We start from the raw sequence: 21,650 nt of genomic DNA, 5'->3' as shown, positions 1-21,650 counted from the left end.
TTAACCCTCAAATAGCTATAAGACACGGTTTGGGAAGAGGAGGAGGTTTTGGGCTATTACGATTAAACCTCTTGTATTCTATCAGTACATGTTAACAAGAATTATGAGTCTATCAAGCTCTGATTTGTCAATTATCTATATCCATTTTCCGAATAAATGCAAATATATTGTAAGATTATTAAGATTCTCATTGTAAACACTTTCTTAATATAGTAATTTTGATTTGTAATACCAAATAAACCCTAATTGGAAGGAGAGATTTCATTGAAAAAGAAGGTTCTTGCTTCAATTGTATTAGGTATAGGTTTACTAGGAGGACAAGCTGCTTTTGCCAGTCAGTCGAACGATGTCAATCATGGGGAAGTTAATCTGGACGAATCAAGAGATTTAATGAGCGCCATGAAGCTTGATAAATCAACACCGGGCGGCGGTACTTGGTATCATGGCTTCGAAAAAGGCCGAGTTCATTCCAATTACAATCATAAGAAAAAGACTCACAAATCGAGTGCTGCAGCTGGAGCAAGATTCTATGAAACTCAATGGAATACAAAAGATGAAGGGTATACTTACGCTTCTGTATATGAAACCCTTTTCGGAAACAAGGCTTTTTGGGATACAAAATAAAGCAAAGTGATTTTAAATTTTTCTTCCGGTGTGGTCAAACTTGAATACAAGTCAGCACCGGATTTCTTTTTATGGAGGCTGTCCAATGAAGAAAACAATCTACATATTGTTCATTTTGGTTTTGCTCTCAATGAATATGTCAAGCTATCATTACACTCTTAACAAACAAATCTATTACACTTTATTCTCAAATAAAGAAGCATTGATAATCAATTATACTTCAGAATTTAAAAGTGAGGACTTTGTAAAGAGATTGGTCGCCTTCTCCAAAGAAAACAAAGTGAACATTTCTCAATACAATTTCTTGGATGAAAAGAGCTTAAACATTTATTCTACAAACCCTGAAAATGAACCATCAATACATAACGGCAATAAACTTGTGTCAAATTTTCTAAGAGGCCATTCAGAGCAGAAGATGATCGGCAGCATTACTTTTCCACTCTCGACATGGAAAATCAGATATTTTGATTTTAACCAAATAAAGAATATAGGCATAGGAAGCAAATTTTATATTTCATCTAACGATGAAAAGGTATTGGAAAAAGCACAAAACCTTTTTGCTGACTATGGTGAAGTAAGTTTTGAAAACATCACTGAGAATACTGCTTTTATGTTTAACAAAACTTTGCTTATGCTGGTATTGCTCTCTATGCTGATTTTGTTTATTGGTGTCCTTTATTTTGTAATTAAAAATCGCAAACGGCTTCTGCTGCAAAAGTTATGGGGGTATTCCAAAGTTAAAACACTGATTTCTTACCCAGCAATGTTTTTGAAGTCTCTAATTATAATCATATTTTGCGGCGCAATTATTGTGGCTTTGCTAGCCTTTTCTTTCAGTTTAAATGACTGGCTGGCTGCATATCTTAGAATTTACATTAGAAACGCGGTTATTGGTGCGCTTATCATGATGGTATACACCATCATTGTTACCCTCGTCTTGTATAACAACAGCGACATTAGTGGCTCTATCAAAGGCAGCACACCGATTAAAAAATTCCAATGGTTATCTGTAGGCTTTAAAGTTGTTGTCACGATATTGCTTTTCAATATTGTTGCGTTTTCACTTTCTAACTTATTTGATCTCAAACAGCAGCTTGATAATCAATCGTACTGGAAAAAGACACAAAACACTTATAAGACAAGCTTTGCAAATACCGGGATAGACTATAGTGATTTAAAATTAGACAGGGAGAAAAATGTTAGAGTTCGCGCGTTGTATCATCAATTAGAGAAGCATAAAAACGCGTTCGTCATTGATGCACATAACTATGCTGTACTAAGGAAAGATGGAAAAAAACCTGTTTATTTTTACACCTTAAATACGACAAAGAAAAATGAAATTTACTCTCCTTCTGGACGAAGTATTACAATCAGCCCTAATTATTTAAAGGTGAATCCCATTATCGGCGCTAATGGGGAAGCCATAAGCCATAAGCAATTAAGGGTTGATTCAAATACATTGAACCTGCTTGTTCCACAAAAGTATGAAAAATATAAAGAAAAAATAATAGCTGCATACAGGGATCAGTTTTTCTTTGACAAAGTTGAATTAGATAATATGTATAACAAGGAGATGAATCAACCTTTAAACACCCTTAAAAAAGATGAATTGAAAATCAACATCATTTATACTAAAAATAGGCAGGATTATTTCACCTTTAATAGTGAGTTTGGGGATGCCGGCAATAAAAATAACATTGTTGATCCAATAGCTGCAATTTTCACGGACAACGTTGATCCATCTGTTATAGGTGCTTACTCAACCTCAAGTTTATTCTTTTCAGATTCTTCAAAAGGCATGGCGTATGACCGCATAGTTCCTTATTTGGAGAAGACCAATACGAGAGATCTAATTGATTCATCAATTTCGGTTTATCAAGAACTAAGCGACGGTATAGCAAGAATTCAGAATCAATTCTTGCAGAATTTAATTGGCCTAACAATAACAGTTATCCTCTCCATAGCCTTTCTTGTTGCTTATATTTGGTCGTATTACAGCGCAAATGCATATCGGCTGTACCTTAAAGAGCTTTTTGGATATTCATATTGGGCCAGAAATAAAAATTTAATCATCTTTTCCCTTTTAACCAATTGCCTTATAGGTTTAGGATGCAGTATTTATTACAAAATCTTTGAATTAACAATTTTCATCGCGCTGTTTATTGTAATCGAGCTGCTTATTCTTTATTTTCTGAGTGTCTATTTAAACAGGAGAAACATGAATAGGATCTTAAAAGGAGATAGAATATGATTACACTCAACAACATATCAAAGACGTTTGATGAAAAATCTGTTCTTTCGAATTTCTCTCTTCAGATAAAAGAAAATGAATTTGTTTCAATTGTTGGTAAGAGTGGTTCAGGAAAGACAACCCTTCTAAATATAATAGGCCTTCTTGATACTCCACACTCAGGAGATATTGAAATTTCAGGTTTTCGAAACCCTAAATCTAACGACGTGATGAAACTACGGAGAGAGAACTTAGGGTATATCTTTCAAAATTACGTGCTTATGGACAACGAAACAGTATTAACAAATTTACAGCTTTCGACGGCTTATGCAAAAGACTTCAAGAAAGAAAAGTTGACAGAAGCTTTAGAAATGGTTGGCCTGGATAAAAGCTTTTTAAAGAAAAAGGTTTATCAACTGAGTGGTGGAGAACAACAGCGTGTGGCCATCGCAAGAATTATTTTGAAGCCTTGTGATATTATCCTGGCTGATGAACCGACAGGAAACTTAGACGAATATAACAAAAGCATTATTTTGTCTTTATTCCATCAGTTAAAAGACATGGGGAAAACGATTATTTGTGTTACTCATGATCAAGAAATCGCCAATGGTTCGGATAGAGTGATCAATCTTTCATAAGGAGAGGTTCTAAATGAAACATATTACTTTTGCACTGTCTACAAGTGTCCTGATTATTATTACAGGGGTCGTTCATAGAGTAATCTTTAGAATGTTTGGCTTACCTTTTGATCAAGCAATAATTTTCTGGGGCGGATTTGTAGTTGTTTATTTTGTGTTAGCTCTGCTTTCTTCTTTACTCTTTAGAAATTTAGGTTCAAACAGCAGAAATTACGAGGCTTAATAAAGGCTTTAATGCTTCCTCACGAAGTATCAAGAAGGGTACATTTTGTTCTAGAAGAAAGGACCGGCCAACACGCCGGTTTTTTTATGTAAGCATATTTGCAAAAAGAATCGCTATCAGAAGCCCTTCGAAAAGTTTCAGAATTCAAGAATGGAAAAGAATCGCCATAATTTTTTATTTTTTCCAAAAATAATACTCTCATCTACAAAATATGACAAATTACCCTCTTGCAAGGTGATAAAATCAGGTTGCCTGCTAAGTGAGTAAGCAGCAGGCAACAAATCAAAAGGGGGCAATAAAAATGTTAAAAAGTAAATTCAAGAAGATAGCAGGAGCTACAGCACTGGTGGGGGCCTTGCTAGTATCTGGAGTACAAACGGCTGATGCAGCAACTAAACCAGGAAATTTAATCCCAATTCGAAACAAACAATTTGATGATAAGGTTGAAGAATACAGATGGCTTGGTAATGATACTGTTAGAATTTTCTTTAGAGACAGTGAAGGAAAATATTATTGGGAAGATTTTGAGTGTGTAACTACAGAAGGCGGAGTTTGTTACGTATATGAATGAATAAGTCTTATTCATAGTATATAGCGAAGATAAATCGTAATAAGTCCTATTTTTTCTCATTTTGTCTCAATATCTAAGTATACTTAGGATAATGAGACAAAATTTTTTATTTACTATTCAACTTCCTAGAATATATATTATGTAAACTAGAAATTGTGAAGAGAATATAAAAGTGGATCCATATTCTAAGAACATCCCCTTTTTGTAAGGTAATATTAAAAAACCTCTACGTCCTTAATAAATTAAATTGGTCATAAAGGTTTTTCAGTTTGAGTATTTTAATCGGTTATGTCACTTGTTGCTGGTCTTCTTGATCAAGTCCACGCCATCGTATGCCAGACTTTCCATACTTGCAGCCTTCTGCAGTATGTAATGATCAAAAAAGTTCTTCGTATAGTCTGTAACAAGATTTCGCATCTCCATGGCATCCCGTTCACCTCTAAGTTCCTTATTCACACTGGTAAACACGATGTCGCAGTAATCTAAATGCGCAGCACGATCAACAGAGAAATAATAGGTATCCATGCTATTGTTAGCGCCAATGATCGCATTCATGTTATAGTTCGGTTCAGAAAACAGCAGCAAAAAGGGTTTCTTAAGGTCGCTGCCCTGAAGGCCGAACGCTCCGCTATCCAAGCCAATCCCGCAGATGAACCGTTCGTCGTCCCGGCAAACAATCGCCGTCGTAGGCCCTCCATAAGAATGTCCGACTATGCCCATGCCGATGTCAAGCAACAATCTGCCCTTAAAGATGGAATTCAGCTCTCCAGAGTCCAATTTGACAAGATAATCGGCTACATACCTTACATCTTCTGCCTGTAATTCACTATACTCTGTTAACTTGTCAAGTATCGGCAGTGTAAGCACGTTTTGACACATCTCAATGGCAGTTTCATCGTCGGGCCGCATCTCCATCTTACCAGCCAAAGCCAGCATCTCCGGATCTTCAGAAAACGCCATAATGACATCCGAAAAATCCTTTGATACATTAAACAGGCGCCCATCTTTACGCTTATACATCGTGCTATTTTGATGGCCGATGCTTACTACAACATATCCCATGCTTGCCAAGTCTGTACAGATCACTGTACCCCATTCTGGAGAACCGCTCCCGCCGCAAACATAGAATAACACCGGATAGCGTTTTTCCTTCCCGGAGAGAGCAAGGCCGTCGTAACATTGGGTCTTGATATCTATAGAGTAAGCATCCTTCAACGCAGTGAGAAGCGGCTGCTCATCAAGCATTTCGCAGACTTCAGGAAACATGTACGCTGATGTAGTCTTCCCTTCGCTGCTGTCGGACGGATAGTACACAAACGCCGTCAGTTCTCTTTTTGTATGATCTGATGCCGTGTACTCAAAATCCATCTGGGTTCGGCCGACAGTATAGCCGCCAATTGGCTCTGGAAATGCTCATACTTTTTCATTCTCTTGTTCCCCCTTACGTAATAAAAGTGGCGGATGTGAAATACACACATTGCGCTATAAACGCTTTTCAAAACTGTGAAACGATTACATCATATGTTCAGTGAATCATAGCTACTCCTTGGCTTTCTTGAGATTGCTAACAACATTTGTACAGGCCCATATACTGTTTCAGAGTTTCATCCGCCCCGTAAACCTCCTTGTATTGCTGTTTAAGATGACAAAAGCGGACATCGTTTCTGATGTCCGCCACTTAACTAATTGGGTTCTGTTCCCCAAATCAGTTTTCCTTGATGATATAATGTGATTTTTTTCGTTGTTTTAAACGTATTTGATTGGAAAAAGGAATAATCGCCGCTTTGTGCATAATTGCTCCAGTCATCATTGTGAAGACGAAGCTGAATATTCCCTGTGCTTGCTCCCGGTGACAGCGTTCCTGTTTTAAACCCCAGTTCCAGATAGGTATCTGCACCTTGCTTAGGTTTATGCAGCGTCACAAACTTGTGGGTCAGATTGCCGCATCCCATCTGCGCGTAGTCACAGTCAACGTTTTGGCCTTTGTTTTTCGCGTTATACCAATAACGGGCAGTGACATCTTTTAAATCAACCGTCGCATTGCCGTTATTTTTTATGTGAAGCTGCGGGCGGATTTGGTTGCTGTTCACACTCCCATCCCCTGCTTTGTATTGTACGGAAATGCCTTTTTCCTGTGTGGGGTTATCTTGTGCTGGCGTTTCAGGGCCGTCCTTCGTTGAATCTTTGTTGCCGCGAATGTTTTCTCTTACGAATGTTCCTGAAGCAGTTAAATCTGTAAGCGGCCAGCCGCCTGTTTTAGATGCTCCCGGCTTTAAAGCCGAAGATGATTCCTGCTTATCAGAAAGATTCCAGTTCACCCAGCTGATGTTCTTGCTGTCGAGATAATTCAGCCATTCCCGCGACTGGTCTAGGAATACACCGCCATTTCCAGACGCGTCGCTTGTTCCCCATTCCGTCACGAAAATAGGCGCTCCTTTGCTGAGTGCGTAGTTTGCTTTATCCCGTAAAAATTGCCCGTGTGTGCCGGCATAAAAATGAAGCGCGTACATGACGTTTGCATCTTTTAACTGGTCATCGGCAGCATCATTCACATCCTGGCTCCATGTACCGGTGCCGACAATGATGATGTTGTCTGGATCATTTTTGCGGATAACGGAAATCACTTCTTCCGCATACGGTTTAATATCACGCTTCCAGTTCACGTCACCGTTTGGTTCGTTTGCAATTTCATAAATGACGTTCGGCGTGTTTCCGTAAAGACTTGACATCTCCTTGAAAAATTCTTTTGCCTTCTCTTTATTTTGGTTTGGGTTGCCGTCATTTAAAATATGCCAGTCAATGATGACATATATCCCAAGTTCTTTTGCCGCTTCAACCGCTTCTTTTACTTTATTTTTCACGGACGGGTTGTCAATATAACCGCCATCTGCCGTATACATCGCCGCGCGGAAAACGGTTATGCCCCAATCGTCTCTCAGCCATTTTAAGCTGTCTTTATTGACGAAATCGCCATACCATTGCAATCCATGTGAACTGATCCCTTTCAATTGTACCGCTTTGCCGTCTCGGTTTACGAGCTGTGTACCTTTTATGCTGAGCTGACCATTCTTGGCTGCTGGCGTTTTTGTCCCTGCTGCTGATGCCGGCGAAGGCAGCAAGCCGCCCATTGTCAATACCGCAATCAATAAACACGTAATAAAAATAGAAATTGACCGTTTCATATCTGATCTTTTCCTCCTTCGCATCATTTTGGCTCTTTCTTATGAGCTCGAACTCATTGTAAAAATCTTTCTCATGATTGTCTATCAACCTAATTTCTTGTTTTTGGGAGGTGTAAAAGCCTGTCAATTTGCCCTATCTCTATTGAATAAGACACACCTGACACATATAGAACAAAGAAAACCGGGCTGAATCGGGACTTTACACGTCATTTTTCAATCGAATCGAAAAATTAAATGTATTTCCAACGTAGACACGCTGAATGTGATGAGTCTCAGTATGGCATTGAATCTTATGATTGCTGTAAGAAGACGAGTCCTTGTTAATTTAAGGTTGATGTAAGGTTCGGATTAATACGGGTTAAGGTTCGAGTTGTACAATAAGGTTGTACTTCAGTGAGGGATTCAGCCAGAAGAATTCCCCCTTCAATAAATCATAGAGGTGAAAAGGTTTGAGAGAAAATAAAATGTTGTCTTCATTATGTTACTTCAGTATATTTTTTGCGCCGTTTCTGTTTCCGATTATCGTCTATTTCTTAGGCCAGGACGATGTGAAATATCATGCGAAAAAATCTTTGTGGACGCATCTGATTCCTTATTTGATTTTTGGAATTGGCATCATCGCTTCAGGTTTACTTGGTATGAATGACATCAGGCACGCCGGGCCTTTCCTGCTTGCGACGTATGCTGTTACATTCCTTGTGGCGATCTATTTTTTCATTTGGAACATTGTCAAAGGAATCAAAGTGTTTTCGGAACAATAGGAAAAAACGGTTCTGTTTTTAATCAGCAGAACCGTTTTTTTGTATAGCCATTATGATAATTGTATATCTATCGTTGTCCCTTCTCCCGCGGTGCTGTGAATGGTGATGTCCCCTCCGTGCTTTTGGATAATATCCTTTGCTATGGCCATTCCAAGACCAGAGCCTGCATGCGTCGTTCCTGTATTTGTCCCCCTGTAATAGCGATCAAACACTTTTTCCAGCTCCTCTTCTTCTATCCCTTTGCCATTGTCCTTAATTGTCACATGAGTCCGTTCTTTTTGTTCAAGCTGTACAACGATCTTCACATCAGGATCATTGTGAACGAGGGCATTTAAAATGAGATTCGTGACCGCTCTCCTAATCAATATCGCATCAAGGTTCAGCATCAGCTTTTCCACGTTCGTTTGAAGTTCAATGGACTTATCCGCATATCTAGAATCGTTTAACATATCAATTAACGTTTCCCGCAGCAGCGATACAAGGTTTACCCGTTCTGTATGTAACATCACATCGTTGTTTTTCAGCCTTGTCGTTAAATTTAAATCTTCCATCACATCTTTCATATAGAGGGATTTACTCTCAATGATCTGGGCGTACTCTCTGATCTGTTCGGCTGTGAGATGGTAATTTGGATCTTGGATGATTTCTGCATAGCCTTGAATAGATGCTAATGGTGTTTTAATGTCATGAGAAATATGACTGATCCACTCTTCACGCATTTGCTCTAATTTATCTTTTTCTTTTTTGCTTGAAGATAGTTGTTCCGATAAATGATTGACATTATAGAAGACATCTTTATAAATGCCTTTGGATTTCATTTTGATCGTATAATCTCCATTAGCTAACCGCTGGATTCCTTGAATGACACGGCCGAGCGGTTTTGTGAGCTGCCGGCTGAATAGATAGCCAATGACTAACGCGATCAATGCATCTATTGATAATAATATGATGGTCCCTGCATTGAACTTCGTCACAAATTCCTTGGTATCATATGAGAGGACAAATTTTCCGAGAGAGGGATTTTTAAACCCTATAAAGTAACTGTACTCCTTGCCGTTTACTTTTTTTTCGCCGGCGTAAATGGTTGATAATAATTGTTCATCCTTATATTTATGTAAATTTACAATTTCAATAGGCGTATATTTTTTCTTCAGTCCTTTAGGTTCTCTATCATGATAAACATCCTGTCCGTTTTCATCTAATATTTGAATCCATGCATTCTGCTCTTTTAAAGCTTTTTGGCCCTCTTTGTTTACCGTGATACCATTGTTCGATAACGTGACATATTGTCGGAATGATCTTGTGAAAGTTTCCGGTGTACTTTCTTCGTCATGTTGGCTGTTCGCCTGGAAAACGAGCCAAAACATAAAAATAAATAAATTAATGAAGACTGTAATGATGGTCACGATAATGACAGAGACCATATATCTGCCTGTTAATCGCCAATTCATCCTTATGCATCCTTTACAACAAATTTGTAGCCTAACCCTTTCACAGTGACGAGAAAGTCTGGTTTTGACGGGGTGTTTTCTATTTTCTCACGGAGCCTGCGTATATGAACCATCACCGTGTTGTCAGAACCGAAGAAATCTTCTCCCCATACAGCTTGATAGAGTGTTTCTTTACTGATCACCCGATTGGGATGCTGCAGAAAATAGGTCATAAGCATAAGTTCTTTAGGTGTTAACTCAATAGCCGCTCCATTTTTGGTGAGCTCGGCTTGTTGTTGGTTTAATTCAAATGGCCCTTTTTTTATTACGGTTCCGGTTTGAGAAGGCTGTAAGTAAGAGACCCGTCTCAGCTGCGCTTTGACCCGGTATGCAACTTCCTTAGGGCTGAAGGGTTTTGTAATGTAGTCGTCCCCGCCGATGGCAAGTCCTACAATTTTATCCGTTTCCTCCCCCTTTGCAGACAAAAAGATAATAGGAACGTGTGAAATGTCTCTTATTTGCTTGCAGATATCATAGCCTTCACCGTCTGGCAGCATGATATCCAATATCACCAGATCGGGATTTTCTTGATGAAATTGAGCCAATCCGTCACGGGCAGTCGAAGCGGTCACTACGCGATCAATGCCTTCTCTTATTAATACGGTTTTGATCAGTTCCAAAATTTCTTTTTCATCGTCTATGATTAATACTTTGCTGTGAAGCCGTGACATATATTGATCACTCCTTGAAGTCATTGTCATTATTATACCCAATGTCCGTGTATCGTTAAAAATCAACACTTCTCTCCCACAGAAAATAAGCCAATTTTCTTTATTGAGTAAGAAAATTGGCTTATTGCGATGCTGATGCCTTTAACGCTTTACAACAAATGTTGTCACGCTTTGAGCCGGAAGATGGGACCAAAAATGATTGTCCGTTACTTTGAGATCCGTTCCAGGTTGAAGATTGCTGCTGCTGCTCGTGATCCATCTGGATACTTGCGAAGCAGTTCCATTCTGCAACACAAAGTTTTGGTTGACCCCTGTGTTATTTTTATTAATGGCAACAATCACGACTTTATTGTCTCCTTTATAGGCTGACACGTAAACATTCGGTTCAGGATTTTTCGTTGCATCAATCCTTACATAGCCAGGGCGCACAAATTTTGAGAAATGAGCCATATTGTATCCGCGTTTGCTGATCATCCCATCTTCTTTCATAGGGCCGTATGATCTGCGGATGTACCACCACACATAAGCTTGAAAATCTCCCTCTACCATTGAATGATGAATATGCTCTGAAACACCTAAAGCCTCAGGCCAGCGATCCGCTGAATTGTTGTCACTATTCGGATAGTATACCTCCGTCATCCATAGCTCTTTCCCTCCTCCTTTTTGTTTGAAAAGAGGATAAGGAAACTGACTGACCTGAGTGCCGTACAGGTGGGTTCCGAGGATATCCATATTCCTAAGCGCCTGCGGATCATTCAAAATGGGGTCCGATATATTTTTCAGGTATTGAAATGATTCCGGCGCAATCACGCGGGCATTAATGGAACCGGCATTCTCTCTCATGAAACGCAGGATTTCCTGGGGCGTCCACCATGTCCATTCGTGAGCGTAATCAGGCTCGTTTTGCATAGAAATCGCATACAGATTCACACCATTACTCTTCATGAAATTAACGAAATCGTTAAGATGCTGCGCGTATGCGGCGTACTTATCGTATCTCAGCCGCTTAGCTGTTGTGTCACCATTATGATTGAAAGTCTCAACCATATCGTTTGGCGGATTCCAAGGGGAAGCAAAAACGATTGCTCCATGTTTGATCGCACTTTTTGCAGTCTCCACTTCCTTGTACCAATTATTTCTATTTTCATCTACATGAATTCTTAAGACCGAAAAACCTAACTGATTCTGTCCATTGCCAAAAGCGGTCTCCCGTTGAGCCGCAGTCAAGTCTCCAATCCAAGCCGGGTGGTTCATTCCTCCAAAACCGCGAATCACTTGTCTTTCTGCAGATATATTAACTGTTGCATCACTTGCTGCTGAAACTTCAGTAACTCCCGGTCCTAAGAGCATGACGGACAGCATTGTGAAACATACCAATAATACACAAATTGTTTTTTTTACGCTCGACATCATTTTTTCCTCTCTTTCATATGTCTTTTATGGACTTAGAAAACGTTTCTTTGCTTATCTTTGTGTAAACTGCCAGTAATCAACGTTAAACAAGTTTCCGGTACCAGTTCCCGTAAATACAAAGAATACGTTGTGAACACCTGTTGCGCCGCTTACCGCAGTTTCTATTTCTCTCCAAGATTGCGTTCCGCCTGTGGAAGGGACATTCAGTGTTCCCGCAAGCTTACCTGTTGGACTATCGAGACGCACTTCTATTTTTCCGCCAAGAGCGGATGCTACATTTGCTTTAAACGTCCTTGCACCGCCTGACCCGAAGTCTGCATTTCCTACAGCAATCCAGTCTCCGTTATGAATGTTTGTGACATGTTGATTATTGAACGGCCCGCCGGGTGCAGAGGAATTCTCTGTCAAAATCCGTCCATTCCAGGCAAACGTTTCCGCTTCTACCCGGTTGTATGGATTCAAGTTAGAAAGCTGTTTTACGCCTGTATAATTTGCCGCCACCTCTTGAATCGATCCGTCTGGATTATGCACAAGCTTATTAATATGGGGAGAACGGTATCCTTTGCCGGCCCCGAACAGAGCGGAGCTGACAGTTTGAGTATGATACACCGTGTACCACTCGTTTTTAAAATTGAAAACGGCATGATGGTTGTTTCCGCCGCCTCCGAAAAATGCACCCGGATTTTTCAGGAAGTGCCCTCTATATGTAAAGGGACCCATGGGACTTGAGCTGGTCATGTAGCCGATCTCACCTGGGGGTTTATCGGCCGGGTGCGCGCCGCTGAAATTGATGCAATAGGAATAGTAATATGTCCCGTTATATTTGTGCATTCCCGAATCTTCAAACATGAAAGGCGCATCGATCGTAGATGCACTTCCGGCAACACTGGTCATATCAGGCCCTAATTTCATGACTCTTGCTGTTTTAGGGTTTGCCCATTGCTCCTGCGTTGGATTTGAACCTCCAGGGATGCCTCCGCCGGCATATAGGTAACCGGTACCGTCATCATCTACGAATACTGCCGGATCAAAAAGCCATACAACGCCGGACATTCCTGGTGTACTTGGCGTCACCAGCGGTTTTCCGATCGGATCTGTCCATGGGCCGGTCGGGCTGTCTGCGGTGAGAACCCCGATACCTCCGCCGCCGTTTGCGAAATAAAGGAAAAATTTATCCTTACCGTTGATCTTTTTCACCGCGGCTGACGGGGCCCATGATGCTCCTGCCCATTTGGCAATCCCCCGGCCGCCATTCATCCCATTGGCACCCGCTGCTGGAATCGCTCCGTGATCTGTCCAGTTCACCATATCCGCTGAAGATATGACGGATATTTTATTCAAATTGGCAAATGAATTATCCTTAATCGTGCCGTCGCTGTTATATTCATAGTCATCGCTTGACATATAGATGTAGACTCTTCCGTTATAGGTCAGCGCAAACGGATCTGCGCCCAGATGATGGTCTATAAGCGGATTTGAATTCCCAACATGTTTTGCAATTGGAGTGCTGGCAGCATACGCAGACTTCCCAGTGAAGCAACTCAATAATAAAGCTAGGACCCATAGGCATACGCAACATTTTTTACACATAACTTTACACTCCTCCTTTTTCTTTAAATTTAAGTAACTTTTACCATTTGAGAACAAATTGCCGTACCGGCAGTAAAAAGCAGACTCCGCAGTTAAGCAACTCAATAATAGAGCTAGTACCTATAAACATACGCTACACTTTTTTCTAATAACTTGACATCCTCCTTTTTCCTTAAAATGTATGATGATTTTTTTACCATTTGATGACAACAGGTCATGGAGAACGGCTCTGGAGTAAACCTTGCGAACACAGGAGTATGACTCTCGCCTTTTTAATAAAAACGCCGCTGAGTGCCAGGCCAGCGGCGTTTTACACTTGATCATTTACATTTTGTCAAACTTTGCGTCCCCCGCAAACGATCCCATTGACAGTTGTTCTTCAAGAACAAGTCCGTGATGATGCCGTTCTTCAATCCGTTTAATAATAGATCGAATGGCTTCCGCATTTTCTTCGATATTGTGAGGTTCAAAGATCGTCACGTGATCTCCTTTTAATTTGTACTCAAGATAATGCTGTGCTGTTGATTGTGTCCAGCCCCTATCATCGGTTACATCGCCGCATAGCAAATGATGGATGTTGGCGTTAACGGCGCCGGAATTGATCACTTCATTGTGGTACGCAAGATAGCCTCTGATTTTATCCTTAATCGAAGGAATGGTTAATATTTCTCTGTAATAGTCCGGAATAATGTCCATATTCAGATGGACGATCTCTTCGATTTCCTCTTCCGATAAATGAGTTACAGAAGTGGTTATTTTAGAATCCAGCATAATCACATCAGATACGGTGCGGCCTCGCTTCTCCAAAGCTTTAGCAGCCTCAAAAGCCAAATTCGATCCCGAAGAGTAACCAAGCAAAACAAAAGGCCCTTGTTCCTGAATGCGTATCATGCTTTCTGCATATCGGTCAACGATTTCTTTCTCATGAGACGGCTCTTCTAAGAAATCAGCAGCATAGACGGTGCTGACGCCGTCAAGTCTTTTCGCCATTTCATTATAAACGAGTCCATATCCGATTAAAGGCGGGAAACAGAACACAGGGATTGAATCTTCCTGGTTCAGCTTGACGAATACGTTATGATCCGTCTCGGATTCGAAAACTGCCGCTTGAATGGCGCGTGCCATTGTTTCGATGGTAGGAAAATCGTATACGGCTTGATAATGCATGTTGAGTCCCATACCGGCGTTAATTTGATGAATGAGCTGCAATACTTTAAGTGAATGGCCGCCAACGTCAAAGAAGTGATCTTTAATCCCGGGGTCAGGCAGAGCTAAAATATCCTTCCATATATCGGCCAGCTGCTTTTCAATTAACGTTCCTGGCGCTGTGTATTCGGTTCCGGTAAGCCTATTTCCCTCAGGAGCCGGCAAAGCTTTTCGATCGATTTTTCCATTAGCAGTTATCGGCATCTTCTCTACTTGTACAAAATAAGCCGGAATCATATACGCAGGCAGTTTGTTCAGCAAATGACGCTTCAGCTGCGCCGTATTTAATGACTCGTCTCCTGACAAGTAAGCGCACAGCTGCTTTGAGCCCTCTTTTTCAATCGCGATGACGACCGCTTCTTTGACAGCATCGAGTTGTAATAAAGATGCTTCAATCTCGCCGAGTTCTATCCGGTAGCCTCGGATTTTCACTTGATGATCGATTCGTCCCAAATACTCGATATTTCCGTCCGGCAGCCATCTTGCCAAGTCGCCTGTCCGGTACATCCGCTTCCCTGCTTCAAATGGGTGAGCTGCAAACTTCTCAGCTGTCAGCTCCGGACGGTTCAAATAGCCCCGAGCGAGCCCGTCTCCGGCGATACACAGCTCTCCTGCCACACCGAGCGGCTGGAAATATTCCGATCCGGGCTGTACGATGTACAATTGAATGTTGGAAATCGGTTTACCTATCGGAACGGAGTTAAGCGTTTCTCCCGCTTCACATTCAAAATACGATACATCGATCGTCGCTTCGGTCGGTCCGTATAAATTAATGATTTGAGCCTCGCCCGCCGGTGTGATCATGCGATGAAACCCGGCAACGTGCGCAGGCGTCAAAGCCTCGCCGCTTGCAAATACATATTTTAATGACGCCAGCTTTCTCTTTAATTCCTCGTCGGATTTCTGCTCCATGGACTCAAGAAAAGCATGCAGCATCGCAGGCACAAAATGCATAATGGTGACATTTTTCTGCGCAATCGTATCTAAAATGACGTCAGGGTTCTTTTCTCCTCCGTTTGACAGCAATACCGCTTTAGAACCAGTCATCGACCACCAGAACAATTCCCACACCGATACATCAAAGGTGATTGGGGTTTTTTGCAGAATGACATCCTGCTTATCCAGCGGGTAATGTTCCTGCATCCAAACGAGACGGTTGATTACGGATCGGTGTTCCACCATAACCCCTTTCGGTCGGCCTGTTGATCCCGAAGTATAGATAACATAAGCTAAGTGATTCGGTCCGGCCGTCTGTTTCAAGTTTGAACCATCTTCCCAAGAGAATCGCGGATCTTCCAGGTCAAGCACTTTTCCCGTAAAAGGCACGCTTTTCCTCAAGTGACTCTGTGCTAACAACAGCTTCGTATCCGAATCCTCCAATATATAGTGAATCCGTTCTACCGGATAGCTCGGGTCGATCGGCATATACGCGCCGCCGGCTTTTAGGATTCCGAAGAGTCCTACGATCATTTCCAAGGAACGTTCGGCCATAATCCCGACCGGCTGATCCGGCTGCACGCCTTCTGATTGCAATGTCCGGGCAAGTTGATTCGCTCTTTCATTCAGTTCCCGGTATGTCAGCTGGCTTTCCCCGTATACGACAGCCGTTTGATCAGGCGTACGCTGTGCTTGTTCCTCAAACAATTGATGAAGCGTCTTTTCCTTTGGATAATCTGCTTCCGTATCATTAAATGCCTCTATAAGGAGCGAACGTTCATCTCCCGTAAGTATATCCAAGTCTTGGACGCGAATCGCCTGACTGTTCACCATCTGCTTAATGATTTGCATAAAATACTCTTCCATCCGCTTGACACTTGCATGATCATAGACGTTGCTATTGTATACAAAATGAATGTCGATTTCTCCAGCCGGCATGACAATGAAATTGAAATCGTAATGGGTATGCTCTTCCATATGGAAATTGATAATGTCCAGCGCGTCACGATTCGGTTTCATATGCTCCATTTGTTTCTCGACCGGATAATTTTCAAATACCATGATATGACTGATCAGCTGCTGCTTTTGTTCGGTTTGAGCCTGAATTTCATACAACGGAAATGTATCATACGCCTGAGAAGCCAATGCCTGCTCCTGGCTCATTTTCAACACTTGTTCCACAGTCATTCCAGGCTGAGCGGTAATACGTACGGGAATGGTGTTGATAAATAAGCCGACCATGGATTCAATACCCGGAATTTCTGCCGGGCGTCCGGATACAACCGACCCGAAAACGACATCCTGACTGTTGTTGTATCTTTGCAGCAATAGCCCCCACGCACTTTGAATGAATGTATTCACGGTGACGTGATGCTTGCTTGCAGTCTGTCTGATTTCTTCTGACAGCTGCTTTCCGAGCCGGCATGCAAGCCTTTGTTTTTGATATTTCTTGGCTTGGTTTGAGACAGGTTCTTTCAGTAAAACGGTTTGTCCTTCATAACCGTCCAAATATTTTTGCCAATAGGCCAAAGCGTTCTGATGATCCTGGTCTTTTAGCCATTCGATATATCGGCTGTACGGGGTGACGGCTTCCCGCTCCGGTTTTCTTCTCTCAAGAAGCTCATAATAGGTTTCAAACACTTCTTTCGTAATAAGAGGCAGACACCAGCCATCCATTAAAATATGATGGAAGCTCCATATCAATCGGACTTGGTCGTCCTCTGTACGAAGGATTGATACGCGCATTAACGCATCTTGGGTAAGGTCGAATCCTCTTGCCTTATCTTTTTGTACAAAGCCGGCAATGAACACGTTTCGTTGTTTATTCTTCATGCTTCGAATATCTTCAACAGTTATTTCGATCGGTTTTTTTCGGAATACGATCTGTAAAGGCTGATCTTTCCATTCCGTATAAAAATGAGTCCGGAGAATCTCGTGTCTTTCCGCCAGCTGCGACAAACTCATTGTAAATGCCTCAATATCCAAGTCGCCTTTGAGGTCAAAAGCGGCTTGTTCAAAGTAAGCTCTGGAAGCCGAATCGATTAAACTATGGAACAGCATACCTTTCTGCATGGGAGTTAAAGGATATATATTTTCAATGTCGCCGATATGCTGTGTTTGCTTAACAAATTGATCTAATTCCTCGATTGTTATGTCCTTCAGCGAAATATCGCTTGGCGTCAGGTGAATGTGTTCTTGAGCTGCGCAATGTTCGATGACTTCTTTTAGGCTTTTCTTTAAGAGAGCTGCACATGTTTCCATTGTTTCTCTTCGATATTGTTTACCGCTGTAACTGATGGCCAATGACAGCCGACCGTCTGAGATCATGCCGTTAATGTCAAGCGTATAGGCAATGGGGTGCCTGTCGCTCGCAATTTTCCCTCCGGAGTAAGGAGATACCTCGATTCCTCCATTTTCGAAATCTTGATCAAATTGTCCGAGGTAATTGAAGCTGATTTCCGGATGTCCGGTCCATTCTGATGCCTTCGGATGATCGGACAAATATTTCATCAGGCCATATCCTATTCCTTTTTGGGGAATCTGACGCAGCTGTTCTTTCACCGTCCTAATCCGCTGGGAGATGTCCCGGTCCGCCTGGATTTGAAGAGAAACCGGGTATTGGGTTGTGAACCAGCCCACCGTACGTGAAATATCAACGTCTTGAAAAACAGATTCCCTGCCGTGTCCTTCCAGATGAACATGAATTTCTTCATGCCCCGTCCAGCGATGAACAGCCATTCCGAGTCCGGTCAGCAATAAATCATTAATGTCAGTCGTATAGGCACGGTTCGATTTTTTTAATAAACGCTCGGTTTCTTCCTCTGTCCATTGGACGATGATCGTTTCCCGGTCTTCGGCCAGACCGGTCTCCTGCTCATTATCCTCTGGCAATTTGTGTTGCGAGATATGTTTCTGCTCAAGCCAATATTGATTTTTCGCTTCAAATTCCGGGCTTTCTGCATAACGTTTCAATCGTTCAGCCCATAACAGATAGGAATCCGTCTTCTTAGAGAGCGTGATCGCTTCTCCGTTTTGGAGCTGCTCATAAGCTGACGTTATATCCTCAAGTAAAATCCTCCACGATACGCCATCTACAACCAGATGATGAATCGCAATCAGCAAATGATCGCCATCCTGACATTGAAACAATCCCAGTTTCATGAGCGGACCATCGGCTAAATGGATGGATTGCTGAATGTCATTGGCTATCATTTCTATCGTTTCGGCAGGGTTGTTTTCTTCGAGTAAAGAGAATACGTCGAGGCTGAATAATTCTCCTTCACTGATCCCGCGGGTTCTGGCTTCGTATTCATGATCTCCCTGAACATAGACCATGCGCAAAGCATCGTGATGCTCGGCAATCTTCTTCATGACTTTCTGAAGCTTCGATTCGTCCAACCCCTCTTTAAAATAAAGCATGACAGATTGATTATAATGGTGCGGATCAGGGTATTGCCGGGCGAAAAACCAATGCTGAATCGGCGTCAATAAGGTACGGCCTTTGATTTCCCCTTGTTCTGCGATTCGGGTAACGGGCTTAATAAAAGGAGCAAGCCCGGAGATCGTCGGGTGTTTGAACAAGTGTTTGATGTCAAGCTTATACCCGGCTTGATATAAGCTTGAGGTTACCTGAATCGACTTAATCGAATCTCCTCCCAGCTCAAAGAAATGGTCATCGATTCCGACCTGTTCTGCGCCTAATACCGATTCCCACACCCCGGCCAGTATTTTTTCCAGTTCTGTCCGCGGAGCTGTATAAGGATTGCCGGTGAGATTTCCCGTTGGAGCAGGCAGCGCCTGACGATCTATTTTTCCGTTGGAAGTAAGCGGCATCGCTGCCAGCTGTACAAAATAAGCAGGGATCATATAGGACGGAAGCTGCCGGGACAGGTGCTCCCGAATTTCGCCTGCGGTTAAAGAATGCTGTGCGGTATAATAGGCGCACAAGGATGTTTCCCCGTTGGTTTCTTGTGCCGTAACGAGAGCTTCTTGAATCGGCGGTATTTGGAAAAATGCGGATTCGACTTCCCCGATTTCAATGCGGTAACCGCGGATTTTCACCTGGTGGTCGATCCGGCCTAAATATTCGATATTTCCGTCCGGCAGCCGTCTTGCTAAGTCTCCCGTCCGGTACATTTTCACCTCTGGTACAAAGGGGTGCTGCAAAAATCTTTCCGCCGTTAATTCCGCTCTGTTCAAGTATCCTCTGGCGATGCCGTCCCCGCTGATATATATTTCTCCCGGGACGCCGGCCGGCACCGGCTTCATGTTCTTATCCAGCACAAAAATGTTCATGTTGTCCGCGGCGGTTCCTATCGGCACTGATTCCCGTCTGTCGTATTGCGGATCAAAGGAATAAATCATACAGCCGACGACTGTCTCTGTAGGCCCGTATTCGTTAAAAATTTCGATTTTTCCGCCGAATTTCCCGCTGATGCTTCGGGCGAGCCGCGTGCTTAAATTGTCACCGCCGACAATGAATTTCCGAATGGTGCACTCAGCAGGGATATTTATCTCCTTCAATAACTGCAAGTGCGCCGGGGTCAGCTTGATAATATCCGCCCTTGAATCCTGAATAATGGAATCAAGCAAGGCAGCACTGTTTTCTCCTCCGTAGACAATAATGGCATTTCCTGTAATGAGCGGAGTAAAAACAGACGTTATCGTCAGATCAAAAGCGATGGACGAATATAGGGGAAAGTTGGTTTTTTCCCCTTTGACATAGACCCGGCGGGCCCACCAAATATAATTGGTTAAGCCCTGATGCTCAATTGCCACTCCTTTAGGCTTGCCTGTGGAGCCTGACGTATAAATGACATAGGCCAAATCCTTCGTACTGCTGATCGGTTCCAGGTCAGAGCCGTCTTCGTGGTAAGAGCTTTCCTGATCGAGGAAAACCATTGTGCCCGCAAGTTCCAACTGTTTTTGAAGATGGCTCTGCGTCAGGACGATATCAGCTTGGGAGTCTTCTACTATATACTGTATGCGATGCTTCGGATAATCCGGATCAATTGGCACATAGGCCCCTCCCGCTTTTAAAACGGCCAGTATTCCCACGACCAGTTCGATCTCATGTTCGCAGATAATCGCAGTGAGCCGATCCGTCTTTACCCCCTTTTTCCTTAACGTTCGGGCTAATTGATTGGCACGTTCATTGAGCTGACGATATGTGAATTGCTTTTCTCCGTAAATAACGGCTGCTTGATCCGGTGTTCGTTTCATCTGTTCTTCGAATAACTGATAAACCGTCTTATCCCGCGGATATTCAGTTTTCGCAGTTTGATTGTCAACGAGAAGTGAATGTGTCTCCGATTCTGGCAAAATATTCACTTGACCGAGGGGGAGCTCAGGCTGAAATAATATGACAGAAAATAGCCGGTTTAAATGTCCGAGCACCTGCATCATATACTGACGGTCATAGACTTGTTCATTAAAACATAACTTTATGTCAATCAAGTCTTCACCCATAGCAAACTGGAATAAAGCATCTGCAGCAGCCGTTTCTATGAAACCATCAGGATGAATTTGCTCTAGTGAAACGACTGTATCGATGATTGGCAAATGATTTGCATTGTAGTTCAGCCTCAGCTGTCCGGCCATTTTATCAAAGGGAACGTCCTGATATAAGATCGCTTCGTCCAGCGTATGTTTCAATTCATGGAAAATTGATTTAAACGTACTGCCGGAATTGATATGCTGTTTGATTAACATGAGCTGGTCTGAACGAAGATCTTCATCAGTTTCGTCTTCAAAGGTTGGAACCCCTGTAATCACGCCTTCTTCCCCCGTGTATTTGTATAAAAGGGATTCAATTCCGATCAGGAGAACCAGATAGACGGCCATTGGCGTTTGGTTCGTCATGGTCAGGATGCGCCGTGATACATCCGCACTCAATGAACTGTGAATACAGTCAGATCCACTTGTTATATCACGCTTTACTGTTGAGTCGGACATTTGAAACGAAGGGAATGCACTAGGACGGTCTTCCGTGTGAAACATTCGGCCCCAGAACAACTCCTGTTGTTTGAATTCTGACACTCATATCCCTCCAGTTGGTTTCATTCCTGTTTTCAGGCGACTGGCGGCAGCCGCGGCATTCATGCCGGGACAGCCG

General features: G+C 42.4%; 13 protein-coding genes. 6 read left to right on the top strand and 7 right to left on the bottom strand.

The genetic code is table 11. The annotated features are described in order from the left end of the window. Positions 1-264 precede the first annotated feature (264 nt). From BZ167_RS00210 to BZ167_RS00190, 5 genes are all read left to right on the top strand, one after another. A complete protein-coding gene (locus tag BZ167_RS00210; protein WP_031379078.1) occupies positions 265-624 on the top strand; it encodes a lactococcin 972 family bacteriocin in 360 nt (119 codons plus the stop codon). 85 nt (positions 625-709) lie between these two features. Further along, positions 710-2,875 (top strand): DUF1430 domain-containing protein, encoded by a 2,166-nt coding sequence (locus BZ167_RS00205; protein ID WP_077391894.1) that lies wholly within the window; start codon positions 710-712, stop codon positions 2,873-2,875. Then, the gene (locus tag BZ167_RS00200; protein ID WP_060674257.1) at positions 2,872-3,492 is read left to right on the top strand and encodes a putative bacteriocin export ABC transporter; all 621 of its coding nucleotides are present in this window, start codon (positions 2,872-2,874) and stop codon (positions 3,490-3,492) included. The genes BZ167_RS00205 and BZ167_RS00200 overlap by 4 nt, the downstream gene beginning before the upstream one ends. A 13-nt stretch (positions 3,493-3,505) precedes the next feature. Next, positions 3,506-3,715, top strand: a complete 210-nt coding sequence (locus BZ167_RS00195; RefSeq protein ID WP_031379075.1) for a bacteriocin-like WGxF protein — start codon at positions 3,506-3,508, stop codon at positions 3,713-3,715. Positions 3,716-3,974: 259 nt separating this feature from the next. Beyond that, complete coding sequence (locus tag BZ167_RS00190; RefSeq protein WP_155515258.1) at positions 3,975-4,286, top strand: hypothetical protein; 312 nt, start codon at positions 3,975-3,977, stop codon at positions 4,284-4,286. Positions 4,287-4,577: 291 nt separating this feature from the next. Here BZ167_RS00190 and BZ167_RS00185 read toward each other — a convergent pair whose 3' ends face one another. After that, positions 4,578-5,654 (bottom strand): alpha/beta hydrolase, encoded by a 1,077-nt coding sequence (locus tag BZ167_RS00185; RefSeq protein WP_077391893.1) that lies wholly within the window; start codon positions 5,652-5,654, stop codon positions 4,578-4,580. Positions 5,655-5,968: 314 nt separating this feature from the next. After that, positions 5,969-7,468 carry a cellulase family glycosylhydrolase gene (locus tag BZ167_RS00180; RefSeq protein WP_061860591.1) on the bottom strand — a complete coding sequence of 500 codons (1,500 nt, stop codon included), beginning with the start codon at positions 7,466-7,468 and terminating at the stop codon, positions 5,969-5,971. A 449-nt stretch (positions 7,469-7,917) separates the two neighbouring features. Here BZ167_RS00180 and BZ167_RS00175 point away from each other — a divergent pair, with 449 nt between their 5' ends. Then, positions 7,918-8,229, top strand: coding sequence for a magnetosome magnetite crystal formation protein family (locus BZ167_RS00175; RefSeq protein ID WP_007410147.1), 312 nt, complete (start codon positions 7,918-7,920; stop codon positions 8,227-8,229). A gap of 50 nt (positions 8,230-8,279) precedes the next feature. Here BZ167_RS00175 and BZ167_RS00170 read toward each other — a convergent pair whose 3' ends face one another. The 5 genes from BZ167_RS00170 to BZ167_RS00150 form a co-directional block, all read right to left on the bottom strand. After that, positions 8,280-9,680, bottom strand: coding sequence for a sensor histidine kinase (locus tag BZ167_RS00170; RefSeq protein ID WP_060674263.1), 1,401 nt, complete (start codon positions 9,678-9,680; stop codon positions 8,280-8,282). Between the two features lie 2 nt (positions 9,681-9,682). After that, entirely contained in the window at positions 9,683-10,390 is a 708-nt protein-coding gene (locus BZ167_RS00165; RefSeq protein WP_017417897.1) for a response regulator transcription factor, read from the bottom strand. 141 nt (positions 10,391-10,531) lie between these two features. Beyond that, positions 10,532-11,803: a glucuronoarabinoxylan endo-1,4-beta-xylanase XynC gene (locus tag BZ167_RS00160; protein WP_077391892.1), complete on the bottom strand. Its 1,272-nt coding sequence runs from the start codon at positions 11,801-11,803 to the stop codon at positions 10,532-10,534. 51 nt (positions 11,804-11,854) lie between these two features. Beyond that, positions 11,855-13,393, bottom strand: a complete 1,539-nt coding sequence (locus tag BZ167_RS00155; protein ID WP_061860593.1) for a glycoside hydrolase family 43 protein — start codon at positions 13,391-13,393, stop codon at positions 11,855-11,857. Positions 13,394-13,717: 324 nt separating this feature from the next. Next, complete coding sequence (locus BZ167_RS00150) at positions 13,718-21,574, bottom strand: non-ribosomal peptide synthetase (RefSeq protein WP_077391891.1); 7,857 nt, start codon at positions 21,572-21,574, stop codon at positions 13,718-13,720. Positions 21,575-21,650 lie beyond the last annotated feature (76 nt).

It is taken from the genome of Bacillus sp. 275 (assembly GCF_001999205.1).
In the GTDB taxonomy this organism is placed as follows: Bacteria; Bacillota; Bacilli; order Bacillales; family Bacillaceae; genus Bacillus; species Bacillus velezensis.
The sequence above is the reverse complement of the archived record's forward strand: the minus strand, read 5'-3'. Positions and strand labels throughout refer to the sequence as shown.

Coding starts and splice junctions, on each gene's coding strand:
- BZ167_RS00170 (WP_060674263.1), bottom strand. CDS start 9,680: ATGAATTGGCGATTAACAGGCAGATATATGGTCTCTGTCATTATCGTG.
- BZ167_RS00200 (WP_060674257.1), top strand. CDS start 2,872: ATGATTACACTCAACAACATATCAAAGACGTTTGATGAAAAATCTGTT.
- BZ167_RS00165 (WP_017417897.1), bottom strand. CDS start 10,390: ATGTCACGGCTTCACAGCAAAGTATTAATCATAGACGATGAAAAAGAA.
- BZ167_RS00185 (WP_077391893.1), bottom strand. CDS start 5,654: ATGGATTTTGAGTACACGGCATCAGATCATACAAAAAGAGAACTGACG.
- BZ167_RS00205 (WP_077391894.1), top strand. CDS start 710: ATGAAGAAAACAATCTACATATTGTTCATTTTGGTTTTGCTCTCAATG.
- BZ167_RS00195 (WP_031379075.1), top strand. CDS start 3,506: ATGAAACATATTACTTTTGCACTGTCTACAAGTGTCCTGATTATTATT.
- BZ167_RS00155 (WP_061860593.1), bottom strand. CDS start 13,393: ATGTGTAAAAAATGTTGCGTATGCCTATGGGTCCTAGCTTTATTATTG.
- BZ167_RS00160 (WP_077391892.1), bottom strand. CDS start 11,803: ATGATGTCGAGCGTAAAAAAAACAATTTGTGTATTATTGGTATGTTTC.
- BZ167_RS00180 (WP_061860591.1), bottom strand. CDS start 7,468: ATGAAACGGTCAATTTCTATTTTTATTACGTGTTTATTGATTGCGGTA.